At 73.2% G+C, this 15,613-nt stretch carries 11 protein-coding genes; 5 read left to right on the top strand and 6 right to left on the bottom strand.

The features are described 5' to 3' along the window. The first annotated feature begins 2 nt into the window (after window positions 1–2). From WBK31_RS19860 to WBK31_RS19850, 3 genes are read left to right on the top strand one after another with little or no spacing between them, the layout of a single operon-like run. A complete protein-coding gene (locus WBK31_RS19860) occupies window positions 3–989 on the top strand; it encodes an ABC transporter permease (protein WP_378788127.1) in 987 nt (328 codons plus the stop codon). Further along, on the top strand, window positions 986–1,798 hold the full coding sequence (locus WBK31_RS19855; protein ID WP_364053628.1) for an ATP-binding cassette domain-containing protein: 813 nt from the start codon (window positions 986–988) through the stop codon (window positions 1,796–1,798). The genes WBK31_RS19860 and WBK31_RS19855 overlap by 4 nt, the downstream gene beginning before the upstream one ends. Before the next feature lie 17 nt (window positions 1,799–1,815). After that, window positions 1,816–2,850: a LacI family DNA-binding transcriptional regulator gene (locus WBK31_RS19850; RefSeq protein ID WP_364053625.1), complete on the top strand. Its 1,035-nt coding sequence runs from the start codon at window positions 1,816–1,818 to the stop codon at window positions 2,848–2,850. 158 nt (window positions 2,851–3,008) lie between these two features. Here WBK31_RS19850 and WBK31_RS19845 read toward each other — a convergent pair whose 3' ends face one another. Further along, the gene (locus WBK31_RS19845) at window positions 3,009–6,431 is read right to left on the bottom strand and encodes a S8 family serine peptidase (RefSeq protein WP_406675388.1); all 3,423 of its coding nucleotides are present in this window, start codon (window positions 6,429–6,431) and stop codon (window positions 3,009–3,011) included. Between the two features lie 130 nt (window positions 6,432–6,561). Here WBK31_RS19845 and WBK31_RS19840 point away from each other — a divergent pair, with 130 nt between their 5' ends. Further along, window positions 6,562–7,632 (top strand): helix-turn-helix domain-containing protein, encoded by a 1,071-nt coding sequence (locus WBK31_RS19840; protein WP_364053619.1) that lies wholly within the window; start codon window positions 6,562–6,564, stop codon window positions 7,630–7,632. Between the two features lie 572 nt (window positions 7,633–8,204). On the opposite strand, the gene WBK31_RS19835 is transcribed toward WBK31_RS19840, so the two are convergent. The 3 genes from WBK31_RS19835 to WBK31_RS19825 form a co-directional block, all read right to left on the bottom strand. Beyond that, window positions 8,205–9,677 (bottom strand): PQQ-dependent sugar dehydrogenase, encoded by a 1,473-nt coding sequence (locus tag WBK31_RS19835; protein ID WP_406675387.1) that lies wholly within the window; start codon window positions 9,675–9,677, stop codon window positions 8,205–8,207. 802 nt (window positions 9,678–10,479) lie between these two features. Then, entirely contained in the window at window positions 10,480–11,304 is an 825-nt protein-coding gene (locus tag WBK31_RS19830; RefSeq protein ID WP_406675386.1) for a PIG-L family deacetylase, read from the bottom strand. A 10-nt stretch (window positions 11,305–11,314) separates the two neighbouring features. Beyond that, a complete protein-coding gene (locus tag WBK31_RS19825) occupies window positions 11,315–12,736 on the bottom strand; it encodes a tetratricopeptide repeat protein (protein WP_364053610.1) in 1,422 nt (473 codons plus the stop codon). A gap of 118 nt (window positions 12,737–12,854) precedes the next feature. Here WBK31_RS19825 and WBK31_RS19820 point away from each other — a divergent pair, with 118 nt between their 5' ends. Next, on the top strand, window positions 12,855–13,583 hold the full coding sequence (locus WBK31_RS19820; protein WP_406675385.1) for an SDR family NAD(P)-dependent oxidoreductase: 729 nt from the start codon (window positions 12,855–12,857) through the stop codon (window positions 13,581–13,583). Here WBK31_RS19820 and WBK31_RS19815 read toward each other — a convergent pair. Both WBK31_RS19815 and WBK31_RS19810 read right to left on the bottom strand, forming a co-directional pair. Then, a complete protein-coding gene (locus WBK31_RS19815) occupies window positions 13,552–13,884 on the bottom strand; it encodes a hypothetical protein (protein WP_406675509.1) in 333 nt (110 codons plus the stop codon). The genes WBK31_RS19820 and WBK31_RS19815 overlap by 32 nt on opposite strands. A gap of 349 nt (window positions 13,885–14,233) precedes the next feature. After that, complete coding sequence (locus WBK31_RS19810) at window positions 14,234–15,559, bottom strand: amidase (protein ID WP_406675384.1); 1,326 nt, start codon at window positions 15,557–15,559, stop codon at window positions 14,234–14,236. Between the last annotated feature and the right edge of the window lie 54 nt (window positions 15,560–15,613).

Here is a 15,613-nt window from a genome sequence, read left to right as displayed (position 1 = left end):
CGATGGCCGTGCTGGAAGCGCCGCCGCTGCGGCGCCGCCTGATGGGCCGCCTGATCGCCACCCCCGTCGCCGGGCCCCTCGCGGCGCTGGTGCTGGCCTGCCTGTTCTTCGGGCTCAACAGCGCCCAGTTCTTCACCGGGCCCAACTTCTCGCTGATCATTCAGCAGGTGATGGTGGTCGGCACGCTGGCCATCGGGCAGACGCTGATCATCCTGACCGCGGGCATCGACCTGGCCTGCGGCGCGATCATGGCGTTCGGCGGGATCGTCATGACCAAGCTGGCCGTGGACTCCGGCTGGCCGCCGCTGCTCGCCGTCGCCGCAGGGCTCGCGGTGTGCGCCGGGTTCGGGCTGGTGAACGGGCTGCTGGTGACGCGGATCGCGCTGCCGCCGTTCATCGTGACGCTCGGCATGCTGAACGTCGTCTTCGCGCTGACCCACATCTACTCGGCCGAGCAGACGGTGACGAACCTGCCGGCGCCGCTGACCTTCCTCGGGCAGACGTTCCGCATCGGGCAGACGAACGTCACCTACGGTTCGCTGCTGACGATCCTGCTGTTCCTGCTGTTCGCGTACCTGCTGGGCTCGACCGCCTGGGGCCGCCACGTCTACGCGCTCGGCAACAACCCCGAGGTGGCCCGCCTGACCGGCATCAGGACCCGCCCCCTGCTGGTCGGCGTCTACACACTGGCCGGCCTCGTGTACGGCGTCGCCGCCCTGCTGCTGGTCTCCCGCACCGGCGTCGGCGACCCGCAGGCGGGGCAGACCGACAACCTCGACAGCATCACCGCGGTCGTGCTCGGCGGCACCAGCCTGTTCGGCGGGCGCGGCCTGGTCATCGGCACGCTCATCGGCGCGCTGATCGTCGGGGTGTTCCGCAACGGCCTGCAGCTCATGGGCGTGCCGTCGATCTACCAGACGCTCATCACCGGCGTCCTGGTCATTCTGGCGGTCGCCGTCGACCAGCTCTCCCGCAGGAGGACGCGATGACCACACCGGTGCTGCAGGCCCGCGGCCTGGTCAAGCGGTACGGCCACGTGACGGCGCTGGACGGCGCCGACTTCGACCTGATGCCGGGCGAGGTGCTCGCGGTCGTCGGCGACAACGGCGCCGGCAAGACCAGCCTGATCAAGGCGCTGACCGGCGCGCTGCAGCCGGACGCCGGCGAGATCAAGATCGACGGCGAGCCCGTACGGCTGCGCGACCCGCTCGACGCCCGCAGGCACGGCATCGAGACGGTCTACCAGGACCTCGCCGTGGCCGCCTCGCTCGACATCGCCACCAACATGTTCCTCGGCCGCGAGCTGCGCAAGCCCGGCCTGCTCGGCACGGTCTTCCGCATGCTGGACAAGAAGCGCATGCGGGAGGAGTCGGCCAGGCACATGGCGGAGCTGAAGATCGGGCTCGGCTCGCTCACCCAGCCGGTCGAGACGCTGTCCGGCGGGCAGCGCCAGGGCGTGGCCGTGGCCAGGGCGGTGGCGTGGGCGACCCGCGTCGTCGTCATGGACGAGCCCACCGCCGCGCTCGGCGTCAAGGAGTCCGGGCAGGTGCTCGACCTCATCAGGCAGGTACGCGACCGCGGCACCCCCGTCGTGCTGATCAGCCACAACATGCCGCACGTGTACGAGATCGCCGACCGCATCCACGTCCAGCGGCTCGGCCGCCGGGCCGCCGTGCTGAACCCGCGCGAGCACGGCATGGCTGAGGTGGTCGCCATCATGACCGGGGCCGTGCGGGTGTCGGACGGCACGTCCGTCGTCGCCGACGAGGACGCGGCGCGGGCGATCGGCCTGTCCTGACCGGCCGGGCTCCGGTCATGCGGCGCGCGCGGCGGCCCGCGGCGAGCACGATGCCCACGCTGGCGGACGTCGGCCGCGAGGCCGGGGTGACCGCCAAGACCGTCTCCCGCGTGCTCAACGGCGACGGCCCGGTCGCCGGGCGGACCCGGGAACGGGTGCTCGCGGCGGTCAGGCGGCTCGGCTACCGGCCCAACCTCATGGCGCGCAACATCAGGATCGGCGCGCGGGACGCCACGGTCGGGCTGGTCATCCCCGAGCTGGGCGACCCGTTCTTCGGCGCGGTCGCGGGCGGCGTCGAGCACGCCGTACGGGCGCGCGGGCTCACGCTCATCGTCGGCTCGTCCGAGGAGACGGCGGCACGTGAGGAGGCGCTGATCGCGACGTTCCTGAACCGCCGGGTCAGCGCCCTGCTGATCGTGCCCGCGGCCGGCGGCGACCACCGGCACCTGCGCGCTGAGCGCGCCGCCGGGCTGCCCGTCGTCTTCCTCGACCGGCCGCCCGCGCGGCTCACCGCCGACTGCGTGGTCAGCGCCAACCGGGAGGGCTCGCGAGCCGGCGTCGCCCACCTGATCGCCCGGGGCCACCGCAGGATCGGCTTCGTCGGCGACCTGCCCGCGCTCTACACGCGGCGCGAGCGGCTGCGCGGCTACCGGGACGCGCTCGCCGCCGCCGGCCTGCCGTTCGAGCGCACGCTCGTCACGACCGGGCACGGCCCGGAGGCCGCCGCCCGCGCCACCCTGCGATTACTCGGCCTGCGCGAGCCGCCTACCGCGCTGTTCGCCGGCAACGACCTCGCCGCCCTGGGCGCGGTGGTGGCGCTGGCCAGGGCCGGGCGCAAGGACGTGGCGCTGGTCGGGTTCGACGACCCGCCGCTCGCCGAGGCGCTCGACCCGCCGCTGACCGTGGTCGCCCAGGACCCGGCGGGCATCGGGGGAGCGGCGGCCGAGCTGGCGCTGGCCCGGCTGGACGGTGACCGCTCGCGGGCCCGCCGCACGGTCGTACCGACCCGCCTGATCGCCCGAGGTTCGGGCGAGCTGCCGCCGCCCGGCTGAGCCCGCACGCGTGGAGAAGAGCCCCGCCCGGCCGAGCCCGCGCGGGGTCCCCACCCCTGAGCCCGCACACGCAGAGGGGGCCGCCCCTTCCGGGACGGCCCCCTCGTCATGTGATCATCGTCCGGCCGTGGAGCGGCCGGGCAGCGGCGTTGGACGCTTCACCGCTTGACCGTGAAGTGGCCGGTCAGCGGGCCGAGCGTGACGGTGTACGTGCCCGCCTGGGTGCGCCGCAGCTCGAACGAGACCTTCGCGTCCTTGCCGGGCTTCAGCGTCACCGCGCGCCGCTGCTCCTCGGCGCCGTTCACGCGGACCACGGCGTCGTACGTCCCCTCGCGCTCGCCGATGTTGCGCACCTGCGCGCTCACCCGCACGTGCCCCGAGGGCGACGACTCCGGCGTCACCTTCAGGTCGCTCACCACGAACAGCGCCTCGGGCCCGTTCACCAGGTCGTGCACGAAGATGTCCGAGCGCTTGTTGGTGTCGCCGTCGACCAGGTTGGTCGAGGTGCTCTCGAACGTCACGTACCGGCCGTCTGCGCTGATCGACGGCAGGTACGAGCGCCCGTCGCCCTCACCGCCCCCGGGCACGGCGGACACCCGGGAGGTGGTGCCGGCCGCGACGTCCCGGACGAAGATGTCGTTGAGGTTGTTGGTGTCGCCCTCGACGAGGGTGTCGGCGCTGCTGTAAAAGGCGACCTTGCTTCCGTCGGCGGAGAGCGAGGGGGCGAAGGTCAGGGCGTTCGCGCCGGTCCCGTCCAGCGTCACCGACACCATGTCGGCCTTGCCGGTGGCCAGGTCCTGCACGTAGATCTCGCCGAGCCCGAAGCCGTTCGAGTACGCGATCTTGGTGCCGTCCGCGCTGATCACGGGGCCGTCGGTGGAGGTGGCCGGGTCGGGGCCGGTGATGCGGGTGAGCGTGCCCGTCCGCCGGTCCAGCAGGAAGGTGTCGATCTCCCCGTTGTCGTCCCCTGGCACCAGGTCGGATGCGTCGCTCTGGAAGGCGATGTACCGGCCGTCGGCGCTGATCGTGGCCTCGCGGGCGTTGCCGTTCGACTGCTCGCCGTCCTGCGTCACCGAGATCCGCTCGGTGGTGCCGGTCTGCCGGTCGTGCAGGAACACGTCGTTGCGGCCGTTGGTGTCGCCGGGCACGAGGTTGGTCGCCATGCTGTCGAAGACGGCGTACCGGCCGTCCGCGCTGAGCTTCGGCGAGCCCGAGTTGTCGTCGCCGGGCTCACCGCTGGACGACACCGAGACCATCTCGGTCGTCCCGGTCTGCCGGTCGCGGACAAAGGAGTCCGTCCGGCCGTTGTCATCGCCCTCGACGAGGTTGGTCGCGCCGCTGCTGAACCCGACGTACCGGCCGTCGCGGCTGACCGTCGGCGTCAGCGAGAACGAGTCGGCGATCCCGCCGTCGGCCGCCACCGAGATCCGCTCGGTCACGCGGGTGCGCAGGTCGGTGGCGAAGATGTCCAGCTCGCCGTTGGTGTCGCGCTCGTCGGTGAGGTTGGTGGCGAAGCTCGCGTACACCACCGTGCTGCCGTCGCCGCTCAGCTCGGCCCACCAGGAGTCGTGGTTGGCCTGCCGGCCGTCCGTGCCGAGCGAGACCCGCTCGGTGGGGGAGCGGCGGGGCAGCGTGAAGTCCGCCGACGCCTTGTGCTTGTCCACCGTCACCTCGATCTCAGGCGACCTGGAGACACCGGTGGCCTGTGCGGCGATCTTGTACGCACCGACCGGCACGTCCTTGATCGTGTAGTGGCCCTTGGCGTCGGTGGTGGCGGCCAGCTCGTCGGGCACGCCCAGCACGCTGACCGTGGCGCCGGGCACGGCCGTGCCGGTCGGCCCGTACGTCACCCGCCCCGAGATCGTGCTCCACCTGGTCCGCTCCAGCTCGAACCGCGTGTCGGAGAGCCGGTTCTCGCGCACCGTGACGGTCTTCTTCACGTCCTCGTAGCCGAACCTGGACAGCGTCAGCTCGTGCTTGCCCGGGGGCATCCGCAGCTCGAAGCGGCCGTTCTCGTCCGTCTCCGTGCTGCGCCCGTCGGGCCTGGTCACCCGCACGCCGGCCAGCGGCTTGCGGCCGCGCTTGTCGACGACGGTGCCGCGCACGCCGCTGGTCAGCGTCGCCTCGGCGACCGCCGCGTACGCGTCGATGCGGCCACGGCCGTAGCGGGAGTTCGGCAGCGGGCCGTAGCGGTCGTCGGCGACCGCCGTGCCGGCCAGGATCTCCTCGGCCGCGTCCACGGTCAGGTCGGGGTGGGCCTCCAGCATGAGGGCGACCGTGCCCGACACGTGCGGGGTGGCCATCGAGGTGCCGTTCAGCGCCGCGTACCCGCCGCCGGGCATCGTCGACACCACGTCCACGCCGGGCGCGGAGACGTCGGGCACCACGTACGAGTCCGGCCACTCCGGCGGCGCGTCGAACCAGTCGGTCGACTTGACCACGCCGCCGCAGGAGAAGTCGCCCACGTTGTCGTCGGCGTCGGTCGCGCCCACGGAGATCGCCTCGTACACGTTGGCGGGGCTGGAGGACGCGCCCTCCGCGCAGTTGTTGCCGACGGCGAAGGCGGGGAACGCGCCCGCCCGGTAGATGTTCCTCGCGGGCTCGACCATCTCGTCGAAGTAGCCCTCGGCGCCGAGCGACATGCTGACCACGTCGGCGGGCTCGCCTGCCGGGGTGCCGTCGGCGGCGTACGGCGCGATCGCCCACTGCATGCCCGCGATCACCTGCGCGAACGTGCCGTTGCCGCCCGGGATGGTCAGCGCGGCCATCAGCTCGGCGCCGGGCGCGACGCCGATCTGCGTGCCGGAGGTGTCGCCGCCCGCGATCGTGCCCGCCACGTGGGTGCCGTGGAAGGCGCTGTCGTGCGGCTCGCTGGCCACGGGCTTGCCGTCAGGGTCGAACTCGATCCAGCCGCCCGCGTGCTCCGGGCCCGAGCCCACCAGCTTGCCCTGCAGGTCGGGGTGGGTGATGTCGATGCCGGTGTCGAGCACGGCCACCCGGACGCCCTTGCCGGTCAGGCCGCGCTCCTTCTGCACGCGGTCCGCGCCGATCTTGGCGATGCCCCAGGTGGTCTCCTCGGCCGCCATGGTCCTGGGCTGCGGCGCGCGCTCCGGCTCGGGCGCGGTGAGGGTGAAGTTCGGGATGATCCGATCGACCAGCTCGAGCTCGGCAAGCGCGGCCAGCGTGGCGGGCGTGGCACGTACCAGGATCATGTTCTTCAGCCAGAACGTGTTGACCACCTGGTCGCCGCGCGAGCGCACGAACTCGGCCACCGGGTCCTGCACCGGCTCCGCGCTCTCCTTGAGCGCGGCGCGCGCCTGCACGGGGGTGTCGGCCGGGGGCGGCTCCTTCAGCGTACGCAATACGACGAGCGCCTCGATGCGACCGCGCGCGCTCTTCATCTGCTCGGCAAGCTTGGCGTCGATCTTGCCGCCCCGGTCGGGGGCGGGGGCCGTCTGCGCCGCGGCCGGGCTCGCGGTCGCCGGGACGAGCGTCCCGAACGTCGCGGTCGTCAGCAGAACTGCAGGTAAGACGGCTGCCAGCAGTCGGCGACCAGGCGAGCGACGAGGGGACAACGGCATGATGCTCCTTCATTCCTGTGGCCACTGGGGCCGATGGTGCTCAAGAACGCTGACATCTTCCGCCAATTACTGACAAGATCTGTTAGTGGCGAGTTTCCGCCATGTGTCGTTATCCGGACAGGAGGATCGCGTGCTGGAGGCGATCGGGCTCAGCCCTCAGGACGAGGAGGTCTACCACGCGCTCGTCCGCCGAACCCAGGCCACCGTCGCCGAGATCGTCGCCGACTGCCACCTGCCGGCCACCGCCGCCCGCCGCATTCTGCAGACGCTGCTCGACCTCGGCCTGGCCACCCGCTCCACCGGCCGGCCCACCCGCTACGTCGCCGTCTCACCCGACAGCAGCCTGGAGGCGCTGCTGCGCGAACGGGAACGCGAGCTGGACGGCGTACGCGCCCACATCCGCGCCCTCATGGACGTCTACCGCGCCAACACCCGCTTCGCCCACCCCGGCGAGCTGGTCGAGGTCGTCTCCGGGCGTGACGAGGTCAACCAGCGGTGGGTGCAGATGCAGCGGGACACGCGGGCGCAGATGCGCGGCTTCGACTGCCCGCCGTACGCCGCCCCGGCCCAGCACCGCGAACCCAACTCCGTCGAGCTCGACCTGCTGCGGCGGGGCGTGCGCTACCGGGTCATCTACGACACCAGCGTGCTGGAGATGTCCGGCTGGCTGGAGGACGTCACGATCGGGATGCAGCACGGCGAGCAGGCGCGAATCCACGCCGGGCTGCCCATGAAGCTCGGCATCTCCGACGACCGGCTCGCCATCATCCCGCTGATGCGCGCCGGGGACGACGTGCTCACCGCGTCGTACCTGATCCACCCGTCGCCGCTGCTCGACGCGCTGATCGCCCTCTTCGAGGCGCTGTGGGACCGCAGCGTCCCGGTCCGCCTCCCCGGAGCCGGCGGGCCGGGCGGGCAGGGCGGGCCGGACGGGCTCACGGGAGCCGCGGGGTCGGGCGGGGCCGGCGGGCTCGGTGGCGAGCTCGGGGGCGGCGAGCCCGCACCCGATCGGGACCTGCCACCCGACGAGGAACGCCTGCTGACTCTGCTCGCCGCCGGCGCAACGGACCGCTCAGCGGCACGCGCCCTGGGGTGGAGCGAGCGCACGGTGCAGCGGCACATCACCAAGCTGATGCACCGGTTAGGGGTCCGCACGCGCTTCCAGATCGCCATGGAAGCCACCAGACGCGGCTGGATCTGACCCCACGCCGCCGCCCCGCCCCACTGGTCAGGGAGGCTCTGACCAGCGCCGACGCCCCAGCCCGGAATGTCCCATCCCGGCTCTTGGCCTCCCGGGACGAGAAGGCTCGTCGGCCTGCGTCGCCCGCGAGCCCGGTCTCGTTCATCGTGCGGGCCTGGTCTGGTTCGCCGTGCGGGCCTGGTCTGGTTCGCCGCGCGAGCCTGGTTCTGTTCGCCTGCCCAGCCCCGCCGGCTGGTCAGGGCCGCCCGCCGCGTGTGTTCAGGGCCGGCCTCCCCTGCAGGCTCAGCTCGGTCTCGGCCCCTCGGGCGACCCGCTTGCCCCTTGCCTGCCTGGCCGCTTGCCTGCTTGCCTGCCTGGCCGCCTGGCCGTCCGACGGGTCCCACCTCGTTCCCCCTTCGGTGCCGGGGCCCCCTTCGGTGCCGGGGCGTTCGTTGCCGCTGCGGCCAGGACCGCCGGACGAGGTCGAGGTCGCCGCCGATGCCGCCGCTCGCGACGATGACGGCCTGCGCGGTCAGCTCGAAGGAGCCGGTTGCCAGGGTCCGCTTGGCCGGGCTTACCCCTTGCGGCTCAGCTCAGGAGCACTGGTAGCCAGAGGGGACGCTGGTGTCGCCGGAGGGGCGGGTGGCTTGGAAGCCGAACGTGGTGCTCTGGCCGGCCGCGAGCGTGCCGTTGTGCGCGGTGTTCCTGGCCGTGACCGTCTGGCCGGAGACGGTCAGGGTCGCGTTCCACGAGCCCGTCACCGCGTGGCCGTCGGGCAGCGTGAACGTCACCGTCCAGCCGTTCTGCGGCGCGGTGCCGGTGTTGGCGACGGTCACCGGCTGAATCACGTAGCCGGTGCTCCACTGCGTCTGCGTGGTGGCCGTCGCCGTGCAGGTGCCGGACGGCTCGCCGCCACCGTCCGTCGCGGGCGGGATGCGGATGATGCGATCGTCCTGCGCCACCGGGGTGCCGCGACCGTCGCGGTTGCTGGTCGCCACCCAGAGGTGGCCGTCCGGGCCCGCCGCGACCGCGCGCAACCGGCCGTACGACGAGCGCAGCTCCGCCACCGGCGTGCCCGGCGTGCCGGCGTTCAGCGGGATCGTCCAGAGCCGCTGCCCGCGCAGCGCCGCCACGTAGAGGGCGCCGTCGGCGTAGGTCAGGCCGCTGGGCGACGCCTCGGCGGTGGACCATGTGACGATCGGGTCGCGGTAGGAGGAGTTGCCGCACCTGCCCTCGCACACCGGCCAGCCGTAGTTGCCGCCCGCGACGATCTGGTTGACCTCGTCCCACGTGTTCTGGCCGAACTCGCTCGCGTACATCCGGCCTTCGTCGTCCCACGCCAGGCCCTGGACGTTGCGGTGGCCGTAGCTCCACACCCGCGAACCGGGGAACGGGTTGCCGTCGGGGACACCGCCCTCGGGCGTCATGCGCAGGATCTTGCCGGCCGGGCTGTTCAGGTTCTGCGCGTTGGAGGTGTTGCCGGCGTCGCCGGTGGCGATGTACAGCATGCCGTCCGGGCCGAACGCGATGCGGCCGCCGTCGTGGATCGTCCCGCTCGGCACCCCGGAGAAAAGCACCTCTTGCGTCTGCGGGGCAGAAAGCTTCAGCCTGACCAGGCGGTTGTCGCCGGCGGTGCTGGTGAAGTACGCGTACACCCAGCCGTCCTGCGCGTACGCCGGCGAGACCGCGATGCCCAGCAGGCCGCTCTCGCCAGAGGCCCGCACCCCGCTGATCGTCGCCACCGGCGTCGGCGTCTGCCCCGGGCGTACCTGCATGATGCGGCCGGTGCTGCGCTCGGACACCAGCGCGCTGCCGTCGGGCAGGAACGCCAGCCCCCACGGCACCTGCAGCCCGGTGACCGACACCTCCGCCCGCGAGAAGTCGAACCCGTTCTGAGCGGCCCCCGGCTCGGCCTCGCGCGCCGTGTCCCGTTCGGCCCTCTTCGCGACCCCCAGCGCGGTGCCCTGCGCCGCCTCCGGCTCAGCAGTCTGTGCGCCGGCCGGTGGCGCGCCGAGGCCGAGGGTCAGGAGGGCGAGGGCAAGGACCGGGATGAGGCGGGCGCGCATGACAGGCTCCTTGACCGGATCTCCGGGTGCGTTTGTCAGCACTGTAGGCGGCGGTGTGGCCGATCACCATCACCGCGACTTCAGGGCTCCGCACAAGCTGCAAAGACAGCCGTTCGCCGATGAAACTTTCACCCCGGCCGTTTCACGCAACGCTCCGGCTGTTTCGCCCGACGCCCTTGGCCGGTCTCGCGTAGTGCCCTAGCTGTCTCCCTCCGCGTCCGGCTCCCTCCGCGTCCGGCTCCCTCCGCGTCCGGCGGCCTCGCGCAGCGCCCCAGACGTTTCACGTAGCGCTCCGGCTGTTTCGCCCAGTGCCCCTGGGCCGTCGCGCGTAGTGCCCCGGCTGACTTCCCCGCATCGGGCGGCCTCGCGCAGCGCTCCGGCCGCCTCGCCTGGTGCCTCACCCAGCGGCCCCATCCCCGCGCCCCACCGCCTCGCCAGCCGCTTCGGACGCCCCACCGAGCGGACCGGGCGCCTCGCCCGGTGGCCCGGCTGCCTCACCCGGCACCCGGGCACCGGTGGTGGTGGTCGCGAAGGAGTCGGGGAGTCGGAGGGCGCGGGGAGGGGCCGTCGCCGTGTGAGGGGCAGCGGGTGTCAGCGGCGGCTTGTGCCGAGCGCCGCGCCGCGTTACGGGCGTCGCCCGCACACCTTCGGTTTCGGCCCTGGCCGCGCACACTCAACGCCGGCACCCGCACCCGCACCTGCGGCCTCGGCCGCAGTCGTGCGAACTTGGCGCCGACGCCCACCACCCTCAGGTTTCGGGTGCCGCCCGCACACCTGCGATCTCCGGCGCCGCCCCGCACGCCTACGAGCGCAGGCCGGCGAACAGGTCGTCCTCGCGGGCGGGCGCGTCGACCTTGCACAGCACGCGCTCGAACGCCTCGTGCGAGAACGCCTGCTGCTGCGCCTCCTCCGGCATGCGCAGGAAGAAGATGTTCTCCCCCTGGCTCTCGTGCGCCTGCAGCGCCTTGAGCTTGCGCTCGGTGTAGGCGGAGACGTCGACGATGGTGGTGACCTTCTCGTCAGGGGTGCCGAAGTCGTCGGAGGGGACCTCGCCGCCGAGGTCGATGCCGTGCGCGCGCATCAGCTCGAACATGCGCTTGATCGCGGCCCGGGGGATGGCGGTGTGATAGAGCTTGTCGGGAATGCCGGTGCGCTCGGCGGCGGCCATCGTGATCTGGTGGGCGCGCACGTGGTCGGGGTGGCCGTAACCGCCGCCGCCCGTCTCGTCGTACGTCACCACGACCTGTGGCCGGTAGCGCTCCATCAGCTCGGCGAGCCGCCCGGCCGACGCCTCCAGCGGCACGTTGGCGAACGCCTCGGGATGAGAATTGGCCGCCCAGCCCTGCATGCCGGAGTCGCGGTAGCCCAGCAGCTCGAGGTGCTCGACGCCGAGGTGGGCGACCGACTCGCGCAGCTCGCCGAGCCGCTGTCTGGCCACCGCGGCGTCGTCGTGGCCGGGGTCGCCGGGCTTGACGCCGCCCTCGCCGTCGCCCTGCTCGCCGTTGGTGCAGGTGACCAGGACCGTGCGGATGCCCTCGTCGGAATAGCGGGCGAGGACGCCGCCGGTGCTGAGGCACTCGTCGTCGGGGTGGGCGTGCACGACCATGAGGGTGAGTTGCCGTTCCATGCCCTGCAAGCTACTCGACGGCACCGACATTCTCGCCGGCCCCGCCGCCGCGCGCGAGGTCATCGGCGCGGACCCGGGCCACGGCCGCCGCCGCGCCGTCGCCGAGCGCGTCGGCCAGCGCCGCCTGTTTGAGCCAGTTGTACGGGCTGCACGGCCGCAGGCTGATCCGCTCGCTCACCAGCACCCTGGCCAGGTGGTGCCGCCCGGCCCGCAGGGCGGCCTCCAGCAGCGTGCGCTGCACGGCGTCGCGCTGCGCGTGGCTGCCGCCGAACTCGGCGATCCGGTGCCTGATCGGATAGAGCAGGTCCACCACCGCGTCGTAGTCGCCCCGCCCGAACGCCACGATCGCCTTGCACACCGGCAGGCCCACCCGCAGTGTCATGCCGTGGTTGGTGACTCCGGGCAGGGGCCGCGCCACGTACGCCTCCCGCTCGGCGACCAGCTTCTCCGCCTCGCCGATCCGCCCGGCGCCCACGTACGACATCACCGCGTGCATGTCGTTGAACGAGTAGAACGGCTCGGCCACCCGCGCCGGCCACCGGTCGGCCAGCGCCCGCCACCGCTCGTGCTGGTCGGAGCCCTCCAAGTGCAGCCGCCACAGCAGCGCGGCGGCGTCCAGCAGCTCCAGGCACGACTGCCCGTCGGCGAGCACCGAGTCGTAGATCGCCAGCACCCGCGCCAGGTCGCCGCTCTCCAGCGCGTACAGGCAGTAATGCCACCAGGTGTGCACGTTGAAGAACGTCCCGGCGGACCAGTCGGGCAGCCGGGCGTCGAGGTAGCGCAGGCCCTTGCCGAAGCGGCCCTGCTCCTCGTACGTGTGCACCACCGCGTGGATCGCCCACACGTCGCGCGGGTTCAGCTCGACCGCCCGCAGCCCGGCCTCCTCCGACCGGTCGTGGTGCCCGGTCTCCTCCAGCCCGAACGCGTACATGCCGAGCAGGTGACCGAAGTGCGGGTCGTCCTCCGGCCAGGCGGTGAGCGCGCCGCCGACGCGGTCGCGCAGCATGCGCGCGTCGCCGGTGAAGAAGTCGATCTGGTGTCCGACCGCGAGCGCCAGCGCGTCGCGCGGGTACGCGGCGGTCAGCTCGGCGAGCAGCGACCCGCAGGTGAGGAAGTCGCCGTCGAGCAGCGCCCGCACCGCCGCGACGTGCGCCCGCTCGCGGGGCAGCAACTCGGCGCCCTCCGTCCTGCGCTGGAACGCCGCGAACCTGGCCCGCGCCGTCCGCGCGTCCTCCACCTCGGTGGTCAGCAGCCCGAGATAGGCCACCAGGACGTTGCCCATCGGGAAGCCGGGCGACTCGGCGACGGCGGCGTTCGCCTCGGCGTCCACTTCGGCCCTGAAGTGCAGCAGCTCGTCGATCGCCTGGTCGTAGTGGCGTACCGCCGCCGTGCTTGCGCCCGTCATGGCCAGGCCGTGCCGATCGTGGCTCACGGCCTCACTGTAACCAGCGGATCCGCCGCGGGCACGGCTCGCTTGGTCGTGCCGCGTGCCGCGTACGGCGGGTGGGCACGAAGTGAGGGATAACGGTGATCACGGGGCTGGAGGGGACATGGAGGATCTTGACGGGCGGGTGGCGCTGCTCACCGGGGCGTCCGGCGGCATCGGGCAGGCGATCGGACGCCGCCTCATCGCCGCCGGGGTGCGCACGGTCTTCGCGTACGGCGGCCGCGCCGCAGAGGCCGGGCAGCTCGTCGCGGAGTCGGTGGCGGCCGGGGTGCCCGCGCTGGCGCTGCCCGGCGACATGGCCGACCCCGACGTGCCCCGCGCCCTGCTCGACACCGCCGCCGGTGAGCTGGGCCCGGTGGACCTGCTCATCGCCAACGCCGGATACGCCGAGCCGCTCGGCTACGCCGAGGTCGGCCTGGAGACGTGGGAGCGCACGATGGCGGTGAACCTGCGCGCGCCGTTCCTGCTCGCCCAGGCGGCGCTGCCGGGGATGGTGGAGCGCGGGTTCGGGCGGGTGCTGTTCATGTCGTCGGTGGCCGGGTTCACGGGCGGGATCGTGGGGCCGCACTACGCGGCGTCCAAGGCGGGGCTGCACGGCCTGGTGCACTTCCTGGCGCCGCGCGTGGCGGCGGATGGGGTGACGGTGAACGCGGTGGCGCCCGCGCTCATCGAGGACACCGCCATGCTCCCGCCGGGTGCGAGGCCCGGTGCGCTGCCGGTGGGGCGGTTCGGGCGGCCCGAGGAGGTGGCCGACCTGTGCATGGCCGTCCTGCGCAACGGCTACCTGACGAACCAGGTGCTCAGCGTGGACGGCGGCGCCCACCCGAGGTGAGCGCCGCGCCGGCGCGCGCATGACGGGCCGGTCGGCCTGGTCGGTCTCCGTGCCCCGGCGGCGCGGAGACCGGCCAGGCCGCTGAAAGGCCGATGGCTTCAGAAGCCGGCGGCGATGATGTGCTCGATGTTGCGCTCGGCCGGCGCCGTGATCGAGACGTGCCCTCCCTGGCGTTGATCTTGTCGAAGATCGTCTTGGCCATGTCGATCGACGGCCGCTTCCAGGCGGCCCGCCAGCTCAGCTCGACCCTCTGTGCCGCCGCGTTCCAGGTGAACTCCGCCCGGTGCGGGTTGTTCGTGATCGACAGGTAGAGGGACGCTCACGTCTCGATGCCCGCCGGCAGCGGCGCGACCTCGGCGAACGCGCCACCGGCCGCCCAGTTGCCGATGCCGCAGCAGGGGGATGGCCGACTGCGGCGTGCCGGTCGGGTCCCACAGGTGGTTGGCCCGGCCGCACATCACGTTGCCGTTGTCGCCCCAGCCCTTGCCGCCCGCCGACGGGTTGCCGCCCTCGTCGGCGGCCTCCAGCGCGTCGTTGGCCCAGCCCGGGTCCACGCCGGAGGCGAAGAACGACCCGCCGCCCTCCGCGACGGCCTTCAGCGACACGGGCCTCGACGCCGGCGTCCTCGAAGGCCGCCGGTTCCCCGGACCTCAGGCGGTGAGACGGCGGGCGGCCGAGAAGAGGAGGGCCTCGTCGCCGGGCCGGGAGACGAGCTGCAGGCCGACCGGCAGTCCGGCGACCGTGCCCGCGGGGACGGTCAGCGCGGGGAAGCGCAGCACGTTCCAGGGGCAGGTCAGCGAGAGCAGCGCGACCCCTACGGGCACGGTCTCGCTTCCGAGAGCCACCTCACGCCGGTCGATCGGCGGGGCGGTGATCGCCGCCGTCGGCAGGGCGAGCACGTCGTGGTGCTCGAACAGCGCGCCCGCGGCGGCGATCAGCCGCTCGCGGTCCTGCACGGCGCGCACGTAGCGACATCCGGGCACCTGCGCCGCGCCGCGCAGCCGTTCCAGCACCTCCTCGCCGAACAGCTCGGGCGCCCGCTCCATCCGCTCGGCGTGCACGGCGACCGCCTCGCACGACTGGATCGTCCGGTACGTGCGCAGCACCTCCTCGGCGAACCCCTCGGGCAGCCGTACCTCGGGCGGCTCACCCGCCGAGCCGGCCGCCGCGCGGGCGACCGCGACCACCTCGGGGTCGCCCGCGAACAGGTCGCTCGCGTCCAGCCACGCCACCCGGGCGTCCTCCGCCCGCTCGGGCACCTCGTCCCCGGTCAGGCAGCGGTAGGCGGTCAGGCAGCTGTCCGCGTCGCCCGCCAGCACGCCGACGTGGTCGAGCGAGCGCGACAGCGGGAACACGCCGTCGGCGGAGATGGCGTCGTACGCGGGCTTGAACCCGGCGACCCCGCACAGAGCGGACGGGATGCGGACGGACCCGCCCGTGTCGGTGCCGAGCGCCAGTGGCACGATGCCCGCCGCCACGGCGGCGCCGCTGCCCCCGCTGGAGCCGCCCGACATGCGGCCGGTGTCGTGCGGGTTGCGCGAGGCGCCGTTCGCCGAGCGGTCGCCGGTGGGGCCGTAGGCGAACTCGTGGGTGGTCGTCTTGCCCACGATCACCGCCCCGGCCTCCCGCAGCCGGGCCACGCAGGCGGCGTCGCGGCCGGGGACGTAGCCGGTGAAGTGCCGGGAGCCCATGGTGGCGGGCAGTCCGGCCACCTCGATCAGGTCTTTGACCGCGACCGGGATCCCGTGCAGCGGCCCCCGGTCCCGGCCCGCGGCCAGCTCGTCGTCGGCCGCCTTGGCCGCCTCCAGCGCGCCGGTGCCGTCCACGGTGACGAACGCGTTCAGCGCAGGGTCGAGCGCGGCGGCGGCGCCGAGCGCCTGCTCGGTCAGGTCGGTCGAGGTGGTACGGCCGTCGCGGAGGTCCTGGGCGAGCCGGGCGAGAGTGCGGCCTATGAAGGGGCCGGGGGGAATGGGCATGGCATCTTTCTACACATTTCCTGCCATCCAGATCGACCCCCGCCACTACGATCG

Origin of the sequence: Nonomuraea sp. N2-4H, from assembly GCF_045291505.1 — a bacterium.
GTDB lineage: Bacteria > Actinomycetota > Actinomycetes > Streptosporangiales > Streptosporangiaceae > Nonomuraea > Nonomuraea fastidiosa.
This window is presented reverse-complemented; position numbering and strand designations above follow the sequence as displayed.